This window comes from Megasphaera sp. AF13-6AC (assembly GCF_027685385.1).
GTDB lineage: Bacteria > Bacillota > Negativicutes > Veillonellales > Megasphaeraceae > Megasphaera > Megasphaera micronuciformis.
This window is the reverse complement of sequence record NZ_JAQCUN010000008.1, coordinates 1-25,578: the sequence shown is the minus strand read 5'-3', so window position 1 is coordinate 25,578 and position 25,578 is coordinate 1. Positions and strand designations below refer to the sequence as shown.

Genomic DNA, 25,578 nt, shown 5'->3' with positions numbered 1-25,578 from the left:
GTCTTATCCTGTACGGCACCGATAGTCCCGGCACGAAATACATTATCTTTACCGAAAAGTTCTTCCGTATACTTATGAGCCTTCGGATGATATTCCCCCGAAAAGTTCAAATCGATATCGGGTACCTTATCGCCCTCAAAACCCAAGAAAATAGCAAAAGGAATATTATGTCCGTCCTTTTTCATAAGCGTGCCGCATTCAGGACAATTTTTGTCAGGCAAGTCAAACCCGCCGGCAACGGATCCGTCCGTAAAGAACTCACTGTGACAACACGAAGGGCATACATAATGAGGCGGCAAAGGGTTTACTTCCGTAATATCCGACATGGTTGCTACAAAGGACGAACCTACGGATCCTCGTGATCCCACAAGATAACCGTCATCATTCGAATGCTTAACCAACTTGTGAGCAATGTAATACAGAACGCCGAACCCGTTGCCGAAGATAGAGGTAAATTCTTCGTCCAGACGCTCTTCAACAACAGCCGGTAAGGGCGTACCGTATATCTTATGAGCCTTACGCAGACACATTTCCTTCAGAGCTTCCGACGAGCCTTCGATTCTCGGAAAATAAAGATTTTCTTTAGGTACGGGCGTTACCGCTTCAACCCAGTCATTAACCTTATTGGGGTTGGTAATAACAACTTCTTCCGCCCGGTCTTTGCCCAAGTAAGCAAATTCTTCCAACATTTCGTCCGTAGTACGTAAATAGAGATCAGGCTGAAATTGAGCATCTCTAAAGCCTTTTCCCGTCATAAGAATTTCTCGATAAATCTTATCTTCCTTATTCATAAAATGAGCATCACAAGTAGCGACAGTCATTTTCCCTAATTCATCGCCGATTTTTAAAATCGTTCGATTAATATCTCTAAGCCCCTCTTCATCATCAACAAAGCCTTCTCGAACGAGGAAGCCGTTATTGGATATGGGCTGAATTTCTAAATAATCATAATACTCGGCAATTTTTTTCAGTTCGTCATAAGGCAATCGTTTCTGAACCATAGAACGAACCAATTCCCCCGCTTCACAGGCCGACCCCAAAATAAGTCCTTCTCTGTATTCGTTCAAAATTTTACGAGGAATACGCGGCCGTCCGCGGTAAATATACTTCAAATGGGATATGCTGACAAGTTTATACAAATTGCGTATGCCCACCTGGTTTTTCGCTAAAATAATAATATGATATGATTTATCGATTTCTTCATCGAATAAATACCCTTCCATACCGTATATAACCTTAACACCGTTTGCCTTGGCTACGGATTGTAACATAGGAAAGGACTGCACAACACCGTGGTCCGTTACGGCAATGGCGGGATGATTCCACTTCTTAATGGTCTTAATCAGGTCCTTAACCGTAATCAATGCATCCATATCGCTCATTGTAGTATGTAAATGAAGTTCTACTCGCGGGTTTTCATGGGTATCGATACGTTCATTCGATTCTTCACGAGCTTTCATAATAGAGTCGACATTGAGTACATAGTTATTTTGATACGTATCGAAACGAACATTCCCGCCAACGAGAACGGATGTATTAACAGTAAGATTTTGCTTTAATAGGCCTATTTCTTCCTCCGTCATCCCCTTACGGCCGTACTTGCCGCCGTTTCCCGTATCAATAAACTTCATGGCCGAAATGCCGTTTGTTTTATCGGCAATTTGAAACTTCAATAAGATTCGCTTTGATTTAAGTTCCTTAAACTCGACCTGAACAACCTTACCGTGCAAGACAACTTTATTACGTTCCTCTCCGAGTACATCGTCAATGGGCGTTACTTCCTGAACCGATATAGCTCGGCCCAGCAATACATTTCCTTGTGTATCGTCGGTTTTACTTCTTGTTGCCCCCTTACTCGAAGATGAGCTCAATTCGGGCCTGGAAGCGACGGCACAGGCTTTCAGATATTCTTCATCATGTAAATCCTCGCCGTCGTCATATATGTCTTCATGAAAAATAGCATAATCTTCACCGGCACCCGGATCCGCCCCGTCATCATCCACCGGAGATTCAATGGTTTCAGGCATCCATAATTCTTCATCTCTATCGGTTTCGGATGTAGGTAAACATTCAATAACGATGTCTCCTTCCAAGGACAAGCCTTTACGACATAAATCAGAAAAAAAGGCTATATCCGCACCGTTCGGCAAATCAGCAGTAATATGCCAGGACTTCTTATCAAGACAAACTTTTAGGCGCTGTATATTCAAATAACGCTTATCCCCATAAGGCAGCTTTAATTCTTTTTGAGGTACAATATGATAGTATTTCATAACAATCCTTTAAATCAACGGCTATATAACACGAGTAATTCCGCTTTCATGTATAAAACAAGACACGAGCATTTATTGATTCTTTTTCATCGACGTGCTGCAGTACAGACAAATAAGTGCCTCCGCATCTTCCTGTGCAGCCGTTCCCCGACGCATACGCAATTGCAAGATAAAGAGATCACATATCAGTGTATCCAACTCTTTTATTGTCCAATATTTAAGATACTTTTGCAAGTAATACAAACTGCCGCGAACCGGCCGCCCGTTGTTGATTTTAGTCATTAATGACTCGATCGTCGCCTTGTCCTTATGGTCGGCAACAAGCTCCGCATAGGCACGTAACATGCGTAATCTCGACATCAAATATGCCGTACTTTTCATAAATCCTTCAGTCTTGGCAAAGAGACTCTTCATTAAAGGAATACAGCCTTCTCCGTTACGAAACAGAAAATATTCCCCGAAGGTGAAGAGATTTTTTTCTACCGTTCCGGCAAACAATCCTTCCAAGTCATCCGGACTGATATGCTTTCTAGCCGGGTCAATAGCTAACTTATCCAGTTCTGAAAAAACGTAAAAAAGAGAAATGGTACTCCACGTATGAAACATTTCCGTCATCAAGCCCCGCGCCTCTGCGGTCAGCGTAAGGCCGTATTTTTTTAAATATGTATCTACATGAAACATAACATTTTTCTCAGTCACGGCTTCACACGCACTTACATCGGCCAAAGAGAGTAAAGCTTTATAAAAAGCACTGCCCGTATCAACAGCCCCCTCGACTATAAAAAGAACATAGCGGCCTGTTCCCGTCTGTGCCAGTCGCTCCAACAACAAGTCCTCACTTTTGTCGGTTTTGCTTCTCGACCTGCCGCCTTTCTTTAAAGGTAGGACGGGAGGATTTTTCCATACCGTTAAGGTGGCTGCGGAAAACAAGGACTCTCCATCTATATTTTCCGCTACGGTAAAGACCGTATCATCCTTGTGAAAAGTCGTAATTTCAGGCTTTTCTCCACAATCACTTTCACAAGCTTTTATAAAACTTTTTCTTTCTTCTTCCATCATGTACGTTTCCGTACCGTATATAATCTTAATATGTTTCATATGTTTCTCCACTATATGTTTCGAAATGCCATCTTCCTTTATGTTCGTATGCCCTTATTTCACCGCATTCTTTTACATTAAGCTTTTTTCCGGTCTTTATAAATTCAATGCCGTCTCCGCATATACGAAACTCTTCGTTCGTAAAATCGGGACATCCTCCTGAAACAACATTTATTTTAAAGGATTTTTGTATGTCAGTCTTTATTTTCTCCGTCGCCTGCCCTGACAAAAATACTTCTCCTACCGAAAAAATTGCTTCATGATGTAGGGCCGGAGCTACTACAGACATAATGCAGGAAGCTCCGAACTTTTGCTTCTTATTATACCACATCTTGGACATTCCGTTATCTTCTTTAATATATACAGTATAATCAGGCAACGTATCAAGAACCATCAATTGACAATCTTGTCGATGAGAAAAATTCGTATAAACAGCTGCACTAAAAATAAAAACGGAACAAAAAGCCGCTACTTTTCTTTTATAGGTTCCATAAAAGGCAACTACTGCAAGAATATAGGCCCCTGTCAATAAAGGCCCCATACTTCCCGTCGAGATAAAACTATACGGTAACGCAGCTAAAAAAGCGTTGGCCTTAAGGGCAGCCCACAAAAAAGGCTTCAAAATATGTAAGATAATTCCGCCGAAAAAAGGCATAATATATACAGCCAGAGCCGCTACAAGTCCCGCTACAATAAGCCCGTCCAATACGGATCCCACCAAAAGGTTAGCCGGCAAGGTATATAAAGGCAGGCCCGCAAAAGTTCCGGTTAACAAGGGCACTGCAGGAATCTGTGCACCTATGCAGACGGCTGTACAACGACGTAAAAAAATGGGTAAAAAGGACAAGGCCGCCTCCGTCTTGAGCGTAAACAAAATAATACCTGCAGCGGCGCAAAAAGACAGCCGAAAAGACAGATCGTAAAAGACAAAGGGATTCTCCGCTAAAAAAAACAGGGCAACTAATGACAATATATGTAAAGGTGAGTGTTCGCAATTTCCTTCCGCCGCATAAGCAGCCGCCATACCCGTAAGAGCCGATCGTATAACAGGTACTGTAAATCCGGCCAGTGCACAGTACAAAAAAAGTACCACCGAAGCCCCCGACAGTTTCACACGACGACTTAACGACAAGCCTCCGGCTAAGGTCCAAATAACACTTAAAAGGATTGTTATATGCGAACCGGACACGGAAAGAATATGAATCATTCCCGTAAGAGAAAAATTGCGAATAATATCTTCATCTATTTCATCGTAATGACCGCCAAACAAAAGAGAGGTGAAAACGTATGCCAGGCGTGTTCCCATCACCTCCGTAAAAGAATCCGTTATCTTTAGACGTATACTGTGTAAGGACGCATCATACATTGACGGCAACTCGACAATCTCTAAGGGAGTTTCCTTACGATCCTTACATTTCATAAAAATATTCCCGTAGCGATAGGCATGATAAAAATCATAAGTCCCGTAATTTTTCTTAAATACGGGAGCCGTACAGAATACATGACCCTTAACCACACAGCCCTCTTCAAAGGGATTCTCTCCATGAATATATAAAAGTACACTCCCCTTACCGCCGTGACTTTTTAAATCGGCTCGATAAACAGTCACAACCTGGTTTTTCTCCTTATAAACATGCTTTTTTTCGCAGATTCGAAAAACAGCCTCCGTCTCGGTTCCGCTTAAATAGTGAGGCAAGGAGTTAAATCTTGTCTCACTGTGTACCGTCCATGCCCATGAAAAGAAAAAAGCGGCCCCGCACATGCATATACAAAACAGCCTCCTTCGTTTACGCGCGAAGAAGGCTATACAAATACAGATAAAACCCGTAACGACTGACAACAGAATCGACACCTGCACGTATTCATGTAAAAAAATCGCCGTACAAACACAAATAACGAGACTGCAAGACAAATACTTACTCATAGATCTACGACATCTTTCAACTTTTCATACTTGGCAGCGCCAATTCCCTTTACTTGCTTTAACTCCTCTACGGATGTAAAAGATCCGTGTTCATTACGATAAGCGATAATGGCGGCTGCCATTGCAGGACCGATACCGTTTAAGCTTGTCAACGTTTTTTCATCAGCCTCGTTTAGGTGAATTTTGTGATCATCTTTAACCGCAACCCCGATTCCGTCCGTTTTATAAGGAATATGAATATGTAATCCATCTTCTATAGGAGCCGCCGCATTTATGGCCTCGCTGTCTGCATAGGAATTAAAACCGCCTGCATCCTTAATAACCTCACCTACTAAAAGCGGACGCTTATAAGAATATACACCGGGGCTTTTGACGGCTCCGCTTATGTAAACATATAAAAGTCTGTCATTTTCTACCTGAATTTCCGGAACGGCTATCATTTCTTCCGGAAGCGTAGCCTCTACCAATGAATTTCCGTATACGGCCAATCCCAATGCCGTTAGTAACGGAAAAAGCAAGAAGATTCTTTTCATACTCATCCCTCCGAATAGGTTTTACACCATTTTCGGCTAAAGAATCTGAAAAGTCTGTCCTTTCTTCTTGTTTCTAATGTAATTATAATGCCGCCCTTATTATGAGAGGTTAATTATTACCATGTATTCTTGCCCTTCCACAAACCGGGACGCAACATGACAAGGATCGTAAAAATTTCCAGACGTCCTAAAAGCATGGAAAAACATATGACGGTTTTAGAGAACCAAGATAAATCCGCATATGTACAAGTCGCCCCCGTAACGCCGAAGGCCGGACCGATGCACCCCATAGTGGAAACACTGATTCCCAAGGCATCAAAACCGCCTACTCCGTCAAATGCTAAAAGAAGTGCAAAAAAGAGGATGAAGAAAATATACATAAAAAAATATTGGCCTACACGCAATACCGTACTATCGTGTAAGGTCGTTCCGTTCATCATAACCTCAACTACATGCTTAGGATAGAGTAAGTGAAGAACGGTAGACCTCACGGAACGAAAAAGAATGACTACACGGGAAATTTTCAATCCTGCTGCCGTAGATCCCGCACAGCCGCCGCAAATCATTAGACCCATGAGAAGGAATTTCGACAAAACCGGCCATCTGTCATAGTCGGCAGAGACAAAACCCGTCGTGGCTATAGAGGCTGTCTGAAATGCCGCATATCGTAGAGCTGTAAAAAAATCTGAATCAAGTTCCACCATTAAATCACCGATAATAATAATGGCGGCTACCACTAAAATAGATAAATAGGCTTTAAATTCCGTATCTTTAAGTAAGACGGCAGCTCCTTTATGATAGGCACGATAATAAAGGCCGAAGTTGCCTCCTGCCAGAACCATAAAAAAAGTCATCCACCCTTCAACATATACATCATCAAAATAAGCCGCACTCTCATTATATGTAGAGAAACCTCCGGCTGATACGGTTGATAAGGCATGGTTGACGGCTCCTGTAAAATCCATCCCGCAAGTTAAAAATATAACAAATGCACATACGGTAAATGCCATATAGATTTTAAAAAGAACCTTTGTCATATCCTGCAGACGAGGTAAAATGCGCTCTTTTGTCGGACCGGCTGCTTCAGCGTTATACATATATGATGAGGTTTTACCTGATTCCGGTAAGAGAGCAATAAAGATAACGACAATTCCCAAACCTCCTAACCAGTGCGTCATACTACGCCATAACAAGAGACTGGGAGGCATAATATACAGGTCTTCAATAACTGTCGCGCCCGTACCGGTAAAGCCCGAAATGCTTTCAAACAGACCATCCAGATATCCCAAATAACCGCCCGAAATATACGGAATCATACCGACCGCAGTAGCCAATAACCAGCCGCATCCTGTGATGGCAATACTTTCCTGAATGGTTAACTTTTCCTTCTTACTTTCACCGCTCGAAAAAAACAGAGCCGATATGCCGAAACATATAACCATGGAAAAAACAAACGCAGAAGTCGCCCCGTCTCGATGAATAAGGGAAGACACCAGGGGAATAGCGAGAACACACGTTTCAGCCAAGGCTATATGTCCGAGAAACTGCCCGACAATTCTGAAGTTCATACTTCCTCCGATGATTAGTGAGATTACCAGCCCTGACGCCTATGCCAAAAAGACGGCAAGAATAAGACGAGAACGCTGAATGATTCCAGCCGGCCCATGAGCATGGATATGGATACGACAACCTTGCTGAACGGCGGCAAAGCCGAATAGGTACATGTAGCCCCGAAAAGGCCGAAAGACGGTCCGCAACTGCCCATGGTCGAAATACCGACTCCTAAAGCCTCGAATACCGGAACCCCGTCCCAAACCAACAATACGGTCCACAACAGGTCCAGCATAACATAGACAAAGAAAAATCTTACGACACGAAACAATACTTCTTCCGAGTATTCACTGCCGTTAGAGCTGACAGCTATTACTTCGCGAGGATATATTTTCTGACGCAATAAGGCTCGAGCCGTTTTAAATAACAACATCAGTCGAGTAACTTTCAGTCCCCCGGCCGTCGAGCCTGCACAACCTCCTACAAACATGAGAAAGATCAGAATATACTTGGAAAAGGTCGGCCATGTATCAAAATCATAAGATACAAAACCCGTCGAAGATGATATGGATGCAGACTGGAAGAATGCTTCCCGCAACGCATAGCCGTAAGTCCAGCCTTGTGTCAAAATCAGATTGCCGGACATTAGCAGTGTAGTTATCAATATAACTAAACAGTAAGTGCGAAACTCCGTATCCTTAAGTATACAACCCATTCCTTTTCTCCATGCCGCCACATACATACCGAAGTTGGCACCGGATATAATCATGAAAAAAGCCAATATGCCCTCAATAAGAGGACTGTCAAAATGGGCTACACTATTGTTATACGGGGAAAACCCGCCGGTAGCAATAGTGGAAAAGGCATGGTCCGCGGCGATTAAAAAATCCAGGCCGCACGCATAAAGAACCAAGGTACAGATAATTGTAAAAACTACATAAACCGTAAAAAGAGCCTTTGCCATTTCTTTGACTTGCGGTAAAAACCGTGAATCCGTAGGTCCCGTGCTTTCGGCATTGAACATACGTACGGCACCTCTGCCGAAACGAGGAAATAATGCGATAAAAATAACGATAATTCCCAAACCGCCGAACCAGTGTGTCAAAGACCGCCATAAAATAAGGCTCTGAGGTAAGGCCTCTATGTCATCAATAACCGTAGCTCCCGTACCGGAAAGGCCTGAAATAGTTTCTACAATACCGTCCAAAACGGATAGGTAGCCGCCTGCCGCATAAGGAATCATACCCAGAAAGGTTATTAAAACCCACCCCAAAGTGGTAACGGCTATACCTTCTCGGACCGTCAGTGTATCCTTCACCCTGTGTCCCCCGATTACAAGAAGTACTCCCGTGCCTGCCGACCATGCTATGGCCCACAAAAATGCGGAAATATTTTCTTCGTTGTACAACACGGCTACAGCCAAAGGAATACATAATGCCATGGCACAAGCAACGGCCAATTTACCCAATAAGTAGGCCGTAATTCTAAGATTCATACAAAAAGCTCCTACCAACGATGCTTAAAAAAGTGTATCGTCGTCTGTACGACTAACAAAAAGGCAACGACTTCAACGCGCCCCCAAATCATAAGTATGCAATAATAGGCCTTGGCCCAAACGGGCAAAGAACCTACATCACCCAAGTCGAATAAGGCCGCCGTCGCCCCCGTCCCCGTCAACCCTGCCCCTGCCAACCCAAGTGCCTCTAAAGGAGATAGCCCGGCAGGTGCCAAAATTAAAATAGACAGAAAAAACAACCCGATAAAAAGGAAAAATACATTTAATACACGATTAATGACGGGCAAAGACACGAATACTCCGTTGGCTTTAACACTGATAACCATCTGGGGATGCAAGGTTCGAAGTAATTCTTGAGACGACATTTTAAATAAAATCAGAAAACGAATAATTTTCATTCCCCCCGTAACCGATCCGACACATCCGCCTACAAAGGTGAGAATAAAAAGGAGCAATTTATCAAAGTCGGGAAAGAGTGCTAAATTAGCACCTGTAAATCCCGTTGTCGTCAAAAAGGATAACACATAAAATACGGATAAACGCAGACTTTCATTCCATTCAAATCCGGCTCGATCATGAACATTCATACTGAGTAGCAAGGTAGCACCGAGAAGAACTGCCAAAAACACTCGGATTTCCGTATTACGCCATAACGGTCGTAAAGTTCTCTCCGATGTCACTCTGTATAACAATAAAAAATTGCATCCTGCTAAGAACATTGAGAAAACACAGGCCCAAACAACAGTGCGGTTTCCTAAGTGTTCAACTGTCGTACCGCCTGTAGAAACAGTCGTCAAAGCCTGTAATACGGCGGTGTGTAAAGGTAACCCCGCCATAATAAAGGCCGTGATCGACAACAATGTAATGACGACAAAGGTAACCGATACGGGTTTTAAGTACGAATTCATACGCCGAATACCGGGTGTAAAAGCAAAGGGATTATCATCGGACAGGCCGATACTGAAAACCTTACTAATCTGAGGCATAACGGTTACGAACAGATTAATAAAGATAAAAGCACCCATCCATTCTAAAAGAATATGCCAGTCCTTAAAAATCCCCGCTTCTTCATGACTTAAAAGAAAGAGACCGTTTGTCGTAACTGCCGAAACGCTGTCCAAGATGCCATCAACTACGGAAAGCCTATGACTTATTATAAAAGGCAAGGCTCCCAAGAGAGCTAAAATTACCCAAGAGCCGGTAAGTAATACGGCTCCTTCACTAAGTCTCATTTGCTGTCGACGTGCTTTCCCCGGCCCGTAACACAGGCAAGAGCCTATACCGGCAAGTGCCAGAGTGGGCAAAAAACACACGGTCACGCCGGTTTCCGAATATAGAGACAAGGCCGTAATAAGAAGCGCACCTACCGTAAAAAACGCCAAGATACGGCTTAAGCCGTAAAATATAAATGCACCTTTCATTTCCTATGCCTTTCCTGCAAAATATTTCATTACCTTATTGGCAAATTCCATGCGAATAAAGAGTATCGCTCTGTCACCGGCTTGTAGTGATGATTGTCCGGTCGGTACGAAGGCTTCATCATCACGAACAAAAGCACAAATCAGACATTCTTTCGGCAATTGCAAATCCATCAGTTTTTTATTCTCTACATACGACCCTTTCTGAACGATAACTTCCATTGCTTCCGCTTTAGCTCCTTCCAAAAGAGCGACGGAAACAACCCCGCCTCGCCGAGCAAAAGCTAAAATTTCACCGGCAGCTAATAAGCGTGAGGATAATACAATATCGACGCCGACCTTTTCCATTAACTCCACATATTCAATGCGGGCAACGCGCACAATGGTTCTGGAAGCACCTAAATGCTTAGCTAAGAGGGCCAACATCAAATTCAGCTTGTCATCAGCCGTAAGACAAATGACGACATCCGCTTCCCCCACTCCTTCCTGGGTGAGTAAATCAATATCAGTTCCGTCTCCGCGAACGACGATGCCTTCTTCAATTCGTTCCGCTACCATGCGACTACGTTCGGCATCCTTTTCGATGACCTTTACTTGAACGCCCTGTTTATCCAACATGCTAGCCAAGGTTCGTCCCGTACGACCGGCACCGATAATCATAACTCGTTCGGGAGCTTTGATACCCGTCCCGACAAAATGCTTACTGAACTTTTCTATTTCTCCGGACGCACCGACAAAAAAGGTGTTGTCATTCGGTAAAAGATAGTCATCGCCGTGAGGAATGATCATTCGATTATTTCTGAAAATAAGTCCCGCCAAAACATCTTGAGGTAATCGCAAATCTTTTAAGGGAATATCGGCCAACTGAGATCCGGGCTGAATCTTCGTTTCGAAAATCCGCACCTTACCTTGGGCAAAATCTTCTACGTTTAAGGCTGCCGGCGTCATCAAAATACGATTGATTTCGCGAGCCGTAATATATTCAGGGTTAATCATTAAATCAATATTAAAATTTTCTTTTAAATAGACTTTGGATTCAGACAGGAAATCCAAATCCCTAATACGTGCCGCCGTATAAGAGATTCCGTGTTTTTTTGCCAAAATACAGGAAATCATATTCGTTTCGTCACTACTCGTCGCCGCCACGAGAATATCAGCCCCGTAAATATCGGGATCATTCATGGTTACAGGACTGGCGCCGTTCGCCGGAACAGTCAACACATCCAAGGTATTTTTCACGACTTCCAGACGATCTTCATCATGGTCGACTACGACTACATCCATTTGTTCATTTGATAATAACTCGGCGATGCTGTATCCCAGCTTACCCGCTCCGACAACAACTATACGCACCCTGTTACCTCCTACGTATACGCATATACTTACTTTATTACTGACTTGTTAAAGCTATCATACTCTCATTACAAGCCTATGGCTATATATAAATCATCAAATTTTACATATCGTCCCGATATACAAGAGGTGCCGTCCGTCTGATAATCTCTCCGGCAAGGCATGAAGACGCGTGGTCATGAATGATTCCGCAAGCCTGCAAATGAGAATACACGGTAACGGGTCCTAAAAATACGAAACCTCTTTTTTTCAAGTCAGCGGCAACAGTCGTCGACAGCTCATTGGCTGTCGGTACTCCCCACTTTTCATGACTTTTATAGACATATACCTTTCCCTTCGTATAGCTCCATAAATAATCGCTGAATGATCCGAATTCCCGGCGTATTGTTTTTAAGGCTCGGGCGTTTTGAAAAACCGCTTCAATCTTGCGCCTTTGACGAATAATCCCTTCACAGGTCATAATCTTATCCGCTTCTTCCGGCCCGTAGTCAGCCAAGACCTCATAGTTAAAGTTCGCATACGCCGATTTCAAGGTTTCCCTCTTTTGCAAAATCGTATTCCAACTCAGACCGCTTTGCATAAGTTCCAATACAAGATACTCGAACTGTACGGTGTCGTCATAAACGGGAACGCCCCATTCACAATCATGATATGACTTCATTTTTTCATTAACATTTGCCCAATCACAAATTCCCACATCTTCACCCCCTTTCAAGACATATGTACATCATAAACCGTGCTTACAAAAACGTAAAGGGCATGTGTCCTATACGACACATGCCCTTATACACTTTTATAAAATTTGTACCCCTTTAACAGCCGTTTCACCGCGACTTAAACTGATTTGTCCCGTTCTGGCAATTTCTAATATCGTGTACTCATCCAACATTTGTAACAGCGCTTCTACGTGTTCTTCCGTTCCTGTTAAACGTAACATAAGGCTATTCTTTCCTACATCGACAATCTTGGCGTGAAAGAGCTCAGCTAAATTGCTCAAATCCATCCGTTCTTTAGCCGTTGTATAGAGAACTTTAATCATAGCTAATTCATAGCTTACAAAGGGATTATCATCAAGCGTAACCACCTTAATAACATCAATAAGCTTTGCCAATTGAAAGACGGCCTGATCCAATTCCCAACGATCCTCTACGGTTACAACTATATTAATTCGCGTTACGTCCGTATCTTCTGTATAGCCCGCGTTAATATATTCTATATTAATGGCGCGACGACTCAAAAGGCCCGCTACATGGGTCAATACGCCGGGCTTATTATCTACAAGCAGTGCCAGATGTTGTCTCATGGTTGTCATCACCTCCAATGATCATTTCATCCAATTTTTTCCCGCCCGGAACCATGGGGTATACATTTTCATCAGGCGGAATATCCACTTCTATAAAAGCCGGACCGTCGACAGCAAAGAAAACATCCAATACTTCTTCCAAATCGCCCGGATTATGTACGGCAAAAGCCTTAACACCCATAGCTGTAGCCACTGCCGGCATATTGGCATGATTTCCCAAGACGGATGCGGCGTAATGCTTTTCATAAAACATTCGTTGCCACTGATTGACCATACCCAAGACGCCGTTACGCAAAACAACAATCTTTACAGGAATATGATAATTAGCCAACGTTTCCAATTCTTGGCAATTCATGCGAATACTTCCGTCTCCGGAAAAGAGGACTACTTGATTTGCAGGGCAACCTAACTGTGCTCCCATAGCGGCAGGCAAGCCGTACCCCATAGTACCTAACCCTCCTGAAGTCAGAAAATGTCTGGACTGTGTAACATCATAAAACTGTGCCGCCCACATTTGGTGCTGTCCCACATCGGTAGCAATAATAGCCGAATCTCCTACACGTTTACGCACTTCCTGCATCAATTTACGCGGAGAGACATAATTCTTTATATCTCTGGAGTAACAAGGATAGGCCCGATCCGTTTCCTTTACTTCTTGTCGCCATACAGCATATTGTTCCGCCAATCGATCCCCTGTCGATTGAATTTTTTTGGCTAAAAGAGACAAAGACCAACGCAAATCGCCGTTAACACTCACATGAGAATGGACAATTTTATTGATTTCCACGCGATCAATATCAAAGTGTATGATTTTAGCTCTTGCTGCAAAGGTGTTGGCATTACCGGTTACACGGTCATCAAATCGAGTTCCTATAGCCAAAAGCAAATCACACCCTACAATAGCTCGGTTGGCTGCCACCGTACCGTGCATTCCCGCCATTCCTAAATTGTAGTCATACGTATCCGGTATAGCCCCTTTCCCCATTAAGGTCGTCACAACGGGAATTTGCAATTTTTCAACTACCTTTTGCAAAACTTGTGCCGTATCGGACGAAACAATACCTCCGCCTGTAAGTAAGACGGGACGTCGGGACTCACCCAAAGCTTTCACAGCTTCATCAAGATCCGATTCATTGCCTTCATAATGGCCCGTATACCCTCGTAATTGAACAGTTTCAGGATATTCATAATCGAATTCGGCATCAAACACATCCTTAGCTACATCGACGAGAACGGGACCGGGTCTACCGCTACGAGCGATAAAAAAGGCTTCTTTTAAAACACGCGGCAACTCGTGTACGTTCTTTACCAAATAGTTATGTTTCGTAATGGGCGTGGTAATCCCCGAGATATCCGCTTCCTGAAAAGAATCGCGACCAATCAAATGAGTTGCCACCTGACCGCTGATTACAACCAGTGGTACCGAATCCATATAAGCCGTAGCAATACCGGTTACCATGTTACATACACCGGGCCCTGACGTGGCAAAACAAACTCCGACCTTACCGGTAGCTCTCGCATAGCCGTCCGCCCCGTGCACGGCTCCCTGTTCATGTCCCGTCAGAATATTCGGGAATTTATCTTTATATACTTCGTTATATAATGTGAGCACCGTTCCGCCGGGATAGCCGAAGATAACTTCAACGCCTTCTTTTTTCAGCGACTCGATGACCGCTTTCGCACCGTTCATCAACATTTACCGAATCCCCTCCTTTATCCGGATTTATGATTCTTTTTTATCTGTTTGCAACCAGGGCATCATAGCTCTTAATTTAGCACCGACTTTTTCCAATTCGTGTTCGCCATGCAACCGACGCATAGCCAAAAATTGGGCTCTGCCGCCGCCGTTGTTTTCAAGTAACCAACTCTTTGCAAACGTACCGTCCTGAATATCGTTCAAAACCGACTTCATAGCTTTCTTGGATTCGTCAGTAACTACGCGTTTACCCGACATATAGTCACCGTATTCAGCCGTATCACTGATAGATTTACGCATTTTCGCCATACCGCCTTCATACATTAAATCGACGATTAACTTCATTTCGTGAAAACATTCAAAATAAGCGATTTCCGGTTGATAGCCTGCTTCTACAAGCGTTTCAAAACCGTTAGTAATCAACTGACAAATACCGCCGCACAAGACGGCCTGCTCCCCGAACAGATCCGTTTCCGTTTCTTCTCTAAACGTCGTTTCGATAACGCCCGCACGTGTACCGCCTATCCCCCAGGCATAAGCTAAGGCCAAATCGAAACAATGTCCCGTAGCGTCCTGGCCTACGGCAAATACATCGGGGACACCGCCGCCTTCAACATATGTACGACGTACCAGATGACCCGGTCCTTTCGGAGCTACAAGAAAAACATCAACACCTTCGGGAGCCATGATTTGATTGAAGTGCACATTAAATCCGTGTGCAAAAGCAAGGGCACTGCCGTTCTTCAAATTAGGTTCGATTTCACTCTTATATACAGCTGCCTGTTTTTCATCGGGAATAAGAACCATTGTTACATCCGCTTCCGCAACAGCTTCGGAAACGGTCTTAACCGTAAGTCCGGCCTTACGTGCCGCATCAGCGGATTTGCTGCCTTCATATAGGCCTACTACTACGTCTACACCCGATTCTTTCAAATTCAGTGCATGCGCATGGCCCTGACTTCCATAGCCTATGACGGCTACCTTTTTTTCTTTGAGTAAGTTGCAATCCACATCTTTGTCATAAAATACCTTTGCCATTTAAGTTTCCCCCTGTTAAATTAAAATAATAAGGATAAAAAAATAGTCCGTCCCCTAAAGGGACGGACTGTATCCGCGTTACCACCCTGATTCCCGACTGTTTACAAGACGGGCACTCTACAACGTACTAACATACGCGTTTCCTGTAACGTAGAAATAACGTCGATACTTAATAAATTCGGTATCGCTCTTCAAGGAGGATTTTCATTTCTTCGTTGTCATCGACTCGCACCGACCGTCGACTCTCTGTAGACACGGAGAAGAAACTACTCGTTCCCGTCATCAGATTTATGTATTTGCATGAGGTATGAACGTATTATACATAAAAGTAATTTTGCCTGTCAAGTAATTATTTTTTACCTGTCCGTATCGGTTTTATGCCACTTTTCGTCGTGCTATAATACTTGATATAGTTAGTTTTTATGCGAAAGGAGCGAATTATGACTCAACAAACGCAATCTCTCTTTAACCTTATCGAGCAAGGGGTCTCACCCTTTCACGTCGTCAATATCTGCAAGGAACGCTTAACAAAATCCGGCTTTATTGAACTGAATCCGACTGAAAAATGGAACCTTGAATGCCATAAAAAATATTTTATTTCTTATTATGATTCGACCTTAATTGCTTTTACTATAGGCTCAGATCCGTTGAACAGTTTACGTCTGGCAGCGGCACATACCGACTTTCCGTGCCTAAAAATCAAGCCGAATCCTGAGGTAAGAAGGTCACCCTACGGATTGTTAAACATAGAAGCTTACGGTGGCCTAATCAGACATGCATGGTTGGACCGCCCTTTATCCGTTGCCGGCAAAGTCATTACTAAAGGACCTTCGGCATTTGCACCCCAAAGTCACCTCATTAATTTTGAAAAACCCGTAGCTGTCATCCCCGAACCGGCGATTCATATGAACCGGACTGTCAACGAAAGTGCATCCTTCAACGTTCAAACGAATATGTTACCCTTTCTGACACTTTTCGATAAAAACACGACAGATGACTTTTTCCTCTCTGCTTTAGGTAATATCTGCCATATTGAAAAGGACGAAATATTAGCTTACGATCTTAACTTATATCCTCTCATACAACCTACTTATATGGGCCTAAATAATGAATTTATAGGCTCTTCCCGTTTAGATAATCTGACCTCCGTCGATGCTTGCGTAAAAGCCTTGGAAACGTCTCATCCTCAAGGTCTTTCTATGATTTGCCTCTTTGATAACGAAGAGGTGGGAAGTAGAACCAAGCAAGGGGCCGCATCATTTATCATTCCCGACTTACTGAGGAGAATTTATGTCGACTTGGGCTATAGCGAAGACACGTATACCCGTCAATGTGCTTCCGCCTTTCTTCTGTCCGTCGACGTAGCACATGCCTACCATCCCAATTACGAAGAAAAAAACGACATAACAAATTATCCCGTTTTAAACGGCGGCGTCGTCATTAAACGAGCTTCCGACCAGTCCTATGCGGGTGATGCGGAAGCTGTCGCCGTTATAACCGCCTTGGCTGAAGAAGCGAAAATTCCTGTCCAGACCTTTGTCAATCGTGCCGACCAACGTGGCGGCACAACCTTAGGCTCCCTTTTATCGGCCAATTTACCCGTCCGCACACTGGATATAGGAATTCCGTTACTTTCCATGCACTCTACCTTCGAAACGGCAGGATCTGCCGACCAGTCGCATTTAATCTCACTATTGCAAGCCTATTTTTCTTAATTATCATTCGTTTATGCAACAGTACTTATATACCTTACTGCCTCCAAAGGAGAATATATGAAACACATAACAGATATAAAAACAATTTGTAACTTAGGTTGCGGTACCATGGGATTCGGTACAGCCATAGCCTTTGCTAAAACCGGCTATAAAGTAAACATGTTCGGCCGTAGAAATACCAGTATTGACCGTGCGATGAAAAACATTCGCTTTACCTTGGATATTATGACAAAAAACAAATTGCTGATCCCTGCAGAAGCCGAAAGAGTCTTAAACCGGATTCACGGCGTAACTACGCTGAAAGATGCAGTAGAAAATGCGGATTTTGTCATTGAGTCCGTCGCTGAAGAATTATCTGTAAAACAACAGGTCTACCAAGAAATAGAAAAATATATAGACAAAGATGTCGTCTTTGCCACCGATTCATCAGGACTCAGCCCTACACAAATCGCCGCCGTTTTAAAACATCCCGAACGTTTCGTAGTAGCTCACTTTTGGAATCCGCCTCACTTAATTCCCTTGGTTGAAGTCGTCCCCGGCGAAAAGACATCACAAGAAGTCGTAGACATTACGTGGGCATTAATGGAAAAGATTGGCAAAAAACCTGTCTCACTCTTAAAAGAAGCGCCCGGCTTTGTCGGCAATCGTTTACAGTTTGCACTCTTGCGTGAAGCCCTTCATTGCGTTCAGGAGGGTATTGCTACAGCCGAAGCTGTCGATACGATTTGTAAATACAGCATCGGACGCCGTCTTTCCGTCACCGGACCTTTGGAAACGGCAGATTTAGGTGGTCTCGACATTTTCTATAATATATCCGCTTATTTGAATGCCGATTTAGCCGATGATAAAGAAGGTTCTGCAATTATAAAAAAATGTGTAGATGAAGGAAACCTAGGTGCAAAAACAGGTACAGGCCTTTATCAATGGCACGCCGACGAATTAAATGCCATAAAAGAACGCCGTGAAGAAATTCTTATCGAATGGCTGCAAAAAGATAAACACGGAGAAAAGTTCTAATCTTTAGAAAGTACAAAAAAGCGCTTATCCGAGGATAAGCGCTTTTCTCATGTCATTATTGATTGTCTTCAACTAAATTGTTCTTCCAGTTGCTCCGAATACGATTGTCCGACACAATGTCTTTTGCCAAGTCAGCCACAGCTGCATAGTTAGCTCTTACACCTGCATCCGTATTCTTATATTTTGCTGCATTTTCCGCTTTCACGCCGATACTCTTAGCTTCCGATGCGGCATCAATGTTAGCGCCCAAGAAAACGAATTCCCAACCGTCTTTTTCCTGTTTATCTGAAATCATACGTTTAATTGTATCTTTCGTATATTCCTTACTATCGTTTTCCTGACCGTCCGTAATAATAACGAAAAGAACCTTGTTATTCTTTTCGTTAATGCCATCATACTTTTCGACCTTCGTAATAGTCGTACCGATAGCATCCATCAGAGCTGTCATACCGCCGGGAGTATATTCCTTATCGGTCATTTCCCGGACATTTCCCAAGCGTTCACGATCATAAATAGTCTTCGCATTATCGCTGAAAACAACAGCCGTTACGTTAGCATCTACATCATCTTTTTTCTGTTTGGAAATCATGGAATTGAAGCCGCCGATAGTATCGTCTTCCAATCCGCTCATGGAACCGCTCTGATCGATGACCATGACCAATTCCAAATGATTGGGCCGTTCTTTTTTATCCGTCATCCCCTTATTATCGGAAGCCGAAGAAGTGTTGCCCGTAGCGGAGGTACTGCCGATATCCTTGGCCGAAGCACCGCCCTTAACCATATTAAGAAGTTGAGACACCCAATCAGAGCTGCTTCCCTTCAATGAATTCCCGGCAATACCGCTTGCTCCGTACTGTGAAAGAACCGTATCGGAAAGTGTTCCGGTCGCTCCTACGACGCCGAAAGACGCCATATACATGGTTGCAACCAAGGTTGCAAATGCAGTTTTTAATTTCATACTGAATCTCCTTTCATCGATAAACTCGATTACACGGATTATTATATCAGAAAACTGAATCTCTTTCTATAGTTTTCTAAAACTATTTTAAACAATTAAGTTTTCTTTTCATCACAATCTTTTATACAGGTTTATTTCTCCGATTTTTCGTCCTTCGAAATACCCTTTTTCTCGTCATCACTTTCGTTGCGGTTTACTTCTTCTTTAAATTCACGCATGCTTGTTCCCAAAGCCTTACCGATGCCTGCAAGACGACTACCTCCGAAAAGTACGATAACAATGATTAATATAACTACCAATTCCTGTACGCCTAAATGCATGTGTTGTCACAATCCTTCCGCTGATGTTAATAAAACTTTTGAAACTTCTTTATTATACCATGAAACGCGGTCACACAAAAAAGATTAATTATGCACCTTGTCTGTCTTTACCGCTTTCATTATGGTAGTATTATAACAAGATATGTCGAAGGAGGCAGACTATGTTAAAAATCGGCTTGGCACAACTATTGGTAGAGCCCGGAAATGCAAGGGGAAATGTAACTCGCATGAAAGAATATATTCGAGAAGCAATCACCAAAAATTGCGATCTTATCATCTTTCCCGAATTGTGTATACCGGGATATTTCATCGGCGATAACTGGGATCAGACCGACTATATGAATGAATGTATCAGTCTGGGCGAAGAAATCCGAACCTTATCGGAGAATATTACCGTCATATTCGGTAATGTCGCGTTGGAAAAGGAAAAAATCAATCCTGATGGCCGCATACGAAAATATAATGCCATGTTTATTGCTCAAAACGGTAAATTCATTGCCCCCGGGCGTTCTCCTTATCCCTTTTATATAAAAACCCTCCTGCCCGACTACAGAGAGTTCGATGATCTTCGCTATTTTACCTCTCTCACCGAGGTGGCTACGGAACGCCACGCTTTTCCGGAAGACTTTCTGTCACCGCTTCATCTGACTTTTAAAAACGGCGATGAGTTACTTATAGGTCCCTTAATCTGTGAAGACAGTTGGGATGAAAACTATGCCGTAAAGCCCATGTCTTATCTGAACGATTCATATGATATAGATTTGTATGTAAATATCTCCAATTCTCCCTTTACCTTAGGGAAACCGGAACGGCGCCATCGCCTCTTCGGTCATTCGTTAAACCGCTTCAAAAAGCCGGCTGTTTATGTAAACTGTACAGGTGTCCAAAATAACGGGAAAAATATTTATACCTTCGACGGATCGGCTACAGCCTATAATAACGACGGTTCTCTTTTTTATGAAGGTATTCCCTATACAAATGAATTGGTCGTCTTGACTTTCGATCCCAATACCCGTTCCTTTACAGGCACGAAATCCGTATCTTCGCAGCGTTCTGAAACCGCTTCTATCTATGAAGCCCTGCATTACGGGATTCAGAAGTTTACGGAACAGGCCGGTATCCGCAGGGTCATCATCGGCGTGTCCGGCGGTATCGATTCAGCGGTAAACGCAGCTCTTTACGCAACGGTATTTAAACCTGAAGATATGCTGCTCGTCAATATGCCGAGTACGTATAATTCGCAAATGACCAAAAGTCTTGCTGAAGAATCGGCTAAAAATATCGGCTGTACTTATGCGGTCATTCCTGTCCAAGACAGCCTGGAACTTACGAGAAATCAATTTTTACAAATGAATCTTACTCGTAACGGCGAGGTATTGTCGCCTCTTACACTTACACCTTTTATGGAAGAAAACGTCCAGGCTCGTGATCGATCTTCGCGTATTTTAGCGGCCACTGCCGCTGCCTTTGGCGGAGCATTTACTTGTAACGCCAATAAGGCTGAAATGACTGTCGGTTATGCCACCTTATACGGAGACGGGGCCGGCTTTTTAGCCGCTACAGCCGATTTATGGAAACACCAGGTATACGACTTGGCACACTATCTTAATACTGAAGTCTTTGGCCGTGAAGTAGTACCCCAAGGCAGTATCGACATTATTCCCAGTGCTGAATTATCGGCCGCTCAGGATATTACAAAAGGCCAGGGTGATCCGCTTATCTATCCCTATCATGACTATCTCTTCTCCTCCTTTGTCGAACGTTGGCAAAGAGCCACACCCGAAACGATTTTGCGTTGGTATGACGAAGGGACTCTGGAAGAAAACCTGCATACGCCCTTATGTATTACCAACATCTTTCCGGGTCCGTCCGAATTCATTGCCGATTTGGAACGTTGGTGGAACCTTTTTTCCGGCTTTGCTGTCGCTAAGAGAATTCAGTCACCGCCCATGGTGGCAATTAGCCGAAGAGCTTTCGGCAATGACCTTAGGGAATCACAAATACGACCGTACTACACGCAAGAGTATGAACGCTTAAAAAAGAAGCTACTTCAATAACTAAAAGATGAAGATCGGCCCTTTATAATAAAGGACCGGTCTTCTCTTCAAGCAAAAAACAGGTACTTCCTTTGGGAAGTACCTGTTTTTTAGGCCTTTTATTCGTGTAAACGAGTAATCTGACCTTCTTCACGTATCTTTTTATCGCCACCTATACTTTCAATAATAATGAAGAGCATAGGTATGATAAACACACCTAAAATGGTCGCAACGGATGTCCCGAAAACGACCGTAATCCCCATGGTAACACGAGATGCCGCTCCGGCCCCGCTGGCAATAGCCAAAGGTATACAACCCATGACAAAGGCTAGAGATGTCATAACGATAGGACGAAGTCGAATCTTCGCTGCTTCAATAGCTGCTGAAACTACATCCATCCCTCTTTCATCAACACGCACCTTTGCGTATTCAATAATGAGGATAGCATTCTTAGCCGCCAAACCGATAACTGCCAAAATACCGATTTGGAAATAAATATTGTTTGTCTGATTCAGTAAGTATACAAATAAAGAAGCTCCGAACAATCCCGTAGGCACACTGAAAAGCACGGCAAACGGAACTTTCCAACTTTCATATAAGGCCGCCAAAACCAGGAATACAAAGAGTAATGCCAACGCGAAGATATACAGGGTCTTGCTGCCTGCAGCTACTTCTTCACGGCTCATACCCGCCCATTCATACGTATAGCCTTCAGGAAGCGTCGTACCCGCCGTTTCCATCAGGGCTTTTAAGGCATCACCCGAGCTTGCGCCCTGTGCCGGCGAACCGGTAATCGTAATAGCCGGATAATCATTAAATCTGGTAATCATCGGTGCCGTACCCGTCATTTTGGGACGAACGAAGTTATCTACAGAAATCAACTGACCGTCCGAGTTTCGTACGTAAATATGTCGATTGTCTTGAATCTTTTCTCTAAATTCGGGTGCTGCTTGAAGTACGACCTTAAAGTTACGTCCAAAAGTCGTAAAATCATTAACCTGATACGACCCGTAATACGCCTGTAAGACGGCATACAGATCCGTTAAAGCCACTTTTTGTCGAGCTACCTGTTCTCTGTCAATATCCAACTGATACGTAGGCGTATCATTGGAGAATGAAGTGCGAATCGAACCGATCTCCGGGTGTTTGCTTGCCGCAGCGATAAACTTTTTCGCTACATCCGCCAATTCGGCCGTAGTGTGACCGCCACGGTCTTCAATTTCAATGGTAAAGCCCGAACTTGTGCCCATGCCGTCAATAGGCGGCGGATTAATGGCTATAACAGTAGCTTGGGGAATGGCATTACCGAATCCCATAGCCTTGCCAACTAATGTATCGATAGATAAATCCTTGGTCTTTCGTTCGCTCCAATCATCCATAGTGACAAATACGACGGCCGCATTCGACTTTTGGCCGCCTGCCAACATGCCGAAGCCTACAATTTCCATGGCGTCCTTAACACCCTGCTGCTGCTGCAACCACGTGCCTACCTTACGAGCTACCTTCTCCGTTTCCGTCTGAGATGTACCTTCGGGAAGTGTAATATCGACCATGGCAAACCCGTTATCCTCCGACGGAACAAAGCCGGTGGGTATACGCGTAAACAAAAGACCGGTTACGGCACTGATAATGACAAGAAAAGCCACTACCCACTTTAAATGAAGTTGCAAGTGAGCCAGCCTCTTGCCGTACCAGTTAATAAATTTATCAAAATATTCATTGAATTTCTCAAAGAATACCTCAATCCCCTTTGCCGATTCTGTAGGTTTGTGAACCTTAAGCATTGTGGCACAAAGTGCCGGCGTTAAAGTCAGTGCGACGAAGGCTGATATGGCGACGGAGATAGCAATAGTCAAGGCAAACTGCCGATACAGGATGCCGCTCATGCCGCTTAAGAAAGATACGGGAACAAATACGGCCGCTAACACGCAGGCAACCCCGATAACCGGGTTTTGTACGTTTTCCATGGCAATAATTGTCGCTTCTTTAGGCTTTTTATTATTGTATTTAATTTCATACTCAACGGCTTCAATAACGACGATAGCATCATCGACAAGAAGCCCGATTGCCAATACCATGGCAAAAAGGGTTAACGTATTAATCGTAAAATCGAGTACCTGGAAGAGTGCAAAAGTACCGAGCAAGGATACGGGAACGGCAATCAAAGGAATCAACGTCGACCGTCCGCTTTGCAAGAAAAGATATACAATTAAAGCTACAAGCAATAACGCTTCAATGAAGGTTTCAATAACTTCCTTAATGGATTCACGAACAAAGTTCGTACTGTCATATATAACCTTGTATTCCATATCACTGGGGAAGTTTTTCTTAGCTTCTTCCAATGCTTTTCTAACTCCGGAAACAGCCTGCATAGCGTTAGCTCCTGCCGACAAGCTGACCATAAATGTCGCACTGGGGTTACCCTTATATAAACCGAATACGTCATAACTCTTCGATCCCAATTCCACTTTGGCGATATCTTTAACGCGAACCGCACTGCCGTCCTTATTGGTTCGAATAATTACATTTCCGAACTCATCGGCCGTAGACAAACGGCCGTTAGCACGCAAAGTGTACTGATAAGCCTGATCCGTCGGAGACGGCTGAGCACCGATAGTACCGACAGCAGCCTGCGAATTTTGCGTACGAATAGCCGTAATGACATCCGTCGGTGTAACTTGTAAAACACTCATTTTTAAAGGATCGAGCCAAATACGCATAGCGTAATCGGCACCGAATTCCTGAACCGTACCGACACCGTTTACGGACTTCAATGCATCCATGAAATACTGAGTTGCATAGTTTTTCATAAAAGTACCGTCATAAGTCCCGTTAGGCGATACCAGTGAAAATACCATTGCCATGGAATTTGACGACTTTTGTACGGTTACGCCCGTACTCGTAACTTCCGTAGGTAAGGTAGCCGATATTTGACTGACACGGTTCTGAGTATTAACCGTATCCATATCTTCGTTACTGCCGCTCTTATACTGAACGGTCAGAGAATACATACCGTTGTCGCTACTGGTACTTTCCATATAGTCTAAATCGTCGACCCCCATCATTTGCCGTTCAATAACACTGGCAATGGTCGTTCCGACAACTTCCGCATTAGCTCCCGTATACATGGCGGATACACGAACTTGCGGCGGTGTAACCTTAGGATATTTGGAAACAGGCAAGGTTATAATCGACAAGATCCCGGCAATGGAAATGACCAGAGAGATGACGATAGCAAAAATCGGCCTGTTTATAAAAAACTTAGATATCACTTTTGATCCCCCTATTTGGACTGTCCGTCATCGGCTGAAGGGTTGAGAATATCATCCTTCGTCAACAAATGCTGATTCAATTTTGCACCGTTAGCTTTCTGATAACCGTCAACGATAATGATATCATTATCTTGTAAACCGTCCGTAATCAGCCAGAATTTGCCGATCTGCGGACCTACTTTTACTTCTTTTTGTTTAGCTTCTCCGTTTTCATTAATAACGGAAATGAAGTATTTACCTAAAGTCTGCTGTACGGCACGCTGCGGTACGGTAATCGCTTTTCTCTTAACCTGTGCATCGGAAACGACTGTAGCATACATACCCGGCAAGAGAACATTTTCCGGATTATCGAAGACAGCTCTTACAACAATGGAGCCCGAGTTACCGTTCATACCGTGATTTACTTGTGCAATATGTCCCTCATAAGCATACATGGATCCGTCACTGAGACGCAATTTTAAATGATCGCCCCAAGATGTAGGATTACCGGCCCCGGATTTGACCATTTCCAAGTATTCGGCTTCACTGATTGTAAAATCGACGAATACGGGATTATT

General features: G+C 43.6%; 19 protein-coding genes and 1 other annotated feature. Of the genes, 3 read left to right on the top strand and 16 right to left on the bottom strand.

Annotated features, from left to right (window positions below):
* The 12 genes from PGX78_RS01140 to ilvC all read right to left on the bottom strand — a co-directional run.
* On the bottom strand, nt 1-2,273 hold a 2,273-nt coding region (locus PGX78_RS01140; protein WP_270445003.1), incomplete at its 3' end, for a PHP domain-containing protein.
* A gap of 72 nt (nt 2,274-2,345) precedes the next feature.
* A complete protein-coding gene (gene holA, locus PGX78_RS01135) occupies nt 2,346-3,371 on the bottom strand; it encodes a DNA polymerase III subunit delta (RefSeq protein ID WP_270445001.1) in 1,026 nt (341 codons plus the stop codon).
* Nucleotides 3,358-5,295 (bottom strand): ComEC/Rec2 family competence protein, encoded by a 1,938-nt coding sequence (locus PGX78_RS01130; protein WP_270444998.1) that lies wholly within the window; start codon nt 5,293-5,295, stop codon nt 3,358-3,360. Before PGX78_RS01130 ends, holA begins: the two co-directional genes overlap by 14 nt.
* Nucleotides 5,292-5,828, bottom strand: a complete 537-nt coding sequence (locus tag PGX78_RS01125; RefSeq protein WP_270444995.1) for a ComEA family DNA-binding protein — start codon at nt 5,826-5,828, stop codon at nt 5,292-5,294. Before PGX78_RS01125 ends, PGX78_RS01130 begins: the two co-directional genes overlap by 4 nt.
* A 116-nt stretch (nt 5,829-5,944) precedes the next feature.
* A complete protein-coding gene (locus PGX78_RS01120) occupies nt 5,945-7,396 on the bottom strand; it encodes a TrkH family potassium uptake protein (RefSeq protein ID WP_270444992.1) in 1,452 nt (483 codons plus the stop codon).
* A 23-nt stretch (nt 7,397-7,419) separates the two neighbouring features.
* Entirely contained in the window at nt 7,420-8,874 is a 1,455-nt protein-coding gene (locus tag PGX78_RS01115) for a TrkH family potassium uptake protein (protein WP_270444989.1), read from the bottom strand.
* Nucleotides 8,875-8,885: 11 nt separating this feature from the next.
* A complete protein-coding gene (locus tag PGX78_RS01110; protein ID WP_270444987.1) occupies nt 8,886-10,316 on the bottom strand; it encodes a TrkH family potassium uptake protein in 1,431 nt (476 codons plus the stop codon).
* Between the two features lie 3 nt (nt 10,317-10,319).
* Entirely contained in the window at nt 10,320-11,666 is a 1,347-nt protein-coding gene (trkA, locus tag PGX78_RS01105) for a Trk system potassium transporter TrkA (protein WP_270444985.1), read from the bottom strand.
* 103 nt (nt 11,667-11,769) lie between these two features.
* The gene (locus PGX78_RS01100; protein WP_270444984.1) at nt 11,770-12,363 is read right to left on the bottom strand and encodes a DNA-3-methyladenine glycosylase I; all 594 of its coding nucleotides are present in this window, start codon (nt 12,361-12,363) and stop codon (nt 11,770-11,772) included.
* 96 nt (nt 12,364-12,459) lie between these two features.
* On the bottom strand, nt 12,460-12,969 hold the full coding sequence (gene ilvN, locus PGX78_RS01095) for an acetolactate synthase small subunit (RefSeq protein ID WP_270444982.1): 510 nt from the start codon (nt 12,967-12,969) through the stop codon (nt 12,460-12,462).
* Nucleotides 12,938-14,665 (bottom strand): biosynthetic-type acetolactate synthase large subunit, encoded by a 1,728-nt coding sequence (ilvB, locus tag PGX78_RS01090; RefSeq protein ID WP_270444980.1) that lies wholly within the window; start codon nt 14,663-14,665, stop codon nt 12,938-12,940. The genes ilvN and ilvB overlap by 32 nt, the downstream gene beginning before the upstream one ends.
* A 27-nt stretch (nt 14,666-14,692) precedes the next feature.
* Nucleotides 14,693-15,703 (bottom strand): ketol-acid reductoisomerase, encoded by a 1,011-nt coding sequence (gene ilvC, locus PGX78_RS01085; RefSeq protein WP_270444977.1) that lies wholly within the window; start codon nt 15,701-15,703, stop codon nt 14,693-14,695.
* Between the two features lie 55 nt (nt 15,704-15,758).
* Nucleotides 15,759-15,995 (bottom strand) — a binding site (T-box leader).
* Between the two features lie 148 nt (nt 15,996-16,143).
* Between ilvC and PGX78_RS01080 the strand changes: the two genes are divergently transcribed.
* Both PGX78_RS01080 and PGX78_RS01075 read left to right on the top strand, forming a co-directional pair.
* Nucleotides 16,144-17,418 (top strand): M18 family aminopeptidase, encoded by a 1,275-nt coding sequence (locus PGX78_RS01080; protein ID WP_270444974.1) that lies wholly within the window; start codon nt 16,144-16,146, stop codon nt 17,416-17,418.
* Nucleotides 17,419-17,475: 57 nt separating this feature from the next.
* Nucleotides 17,476-18,435, top strand: a complete 960-nt coding sequence (locus PGX78_RS01075; protein ID WP_270444970.1) for a 3-hydroxyacyl-CoA dehydrogenase family protein — start codon at nt 17,476-17,478, stop codon at nt 18,433-18,435.
* A 55-nt stretch (nt 18,436-18,490) separates the two neighbouring features.
* On the opposite strand, the gene PGX78_RS01070 is transcribed toward PGX78_RS01075, so the two are convergent.
* Nucleotides 18,491-19,393 (bottom strand): vWA domain-containing protein, encoded by a 903-nt coding sequence (locus PGX78_RS01070; protein ID WP_270444967.1) that lies wholly within the window; start codon nt 19,391-19,393, stop codon nt 18,491-18,493.
* Nucleotides 19,394-19,524: 131 nt separating this feature from the next.
* Nucleotides 19,525-19,713 carry a twin-arginine translocase TatA/TatE family subunit gene (locus PGX78_RS01065; RefSeq protein ID WP_270444965.1) on the bottom strand — a complete coding sequence of 63 codons (189 nt, stop codon included), beginning with the start codon at nt 19,711-19,713 and terminating at the stop codon, nt 19,525-19,527.
* 161 nt (nt 19,714-19,874) lie between these two features.
* Between PGX78_RS01065 and nadE the strand changes: the two genes are divergently transcribed.
* Nucleotides 19,875-21,770, top strand: coding sequence for an NAD(+) synthase (nadE, locus tag PGX78_RS01060; RefSeq protein WP_270444963.1), 1,896 nt, complete (start codon nt 19,875-19,877; stop codon nt 21,768-21,770).
* A gap of 98 nt (nt 21,771-21,868) precedes the next feature.
* Here nadE and PGX78_RS01055 read toward each other — a convergent pair whose 3' ends face one another.
* Both PGX78_RS01055 and PGX78_RS01050 read right to left on the bottom strand, forming a co-directional pair.
* Nucleotides 21,869-25,021, bottom strand: a complete 3,153-nt coding sequence (locus PGX78_RS01055) for an efflux RND transporter permease subunit (protein WP_270444961.1) — start codon at nt 25,019-25,021, stop codon at nt 21,869-21,871.
* An 11-nt stretch (nt 25,022-25,032) separates the two neighbouring features.
* Nucleotides 25,033-25,578: efflux RND transporter periplasmic adaptor subunit (locus tag PGX78_RS01050; RefSeq protein ID WP_270444958.1), on the bottom strand; the 546-nt coding region annotated here is incomplete at its 5' end.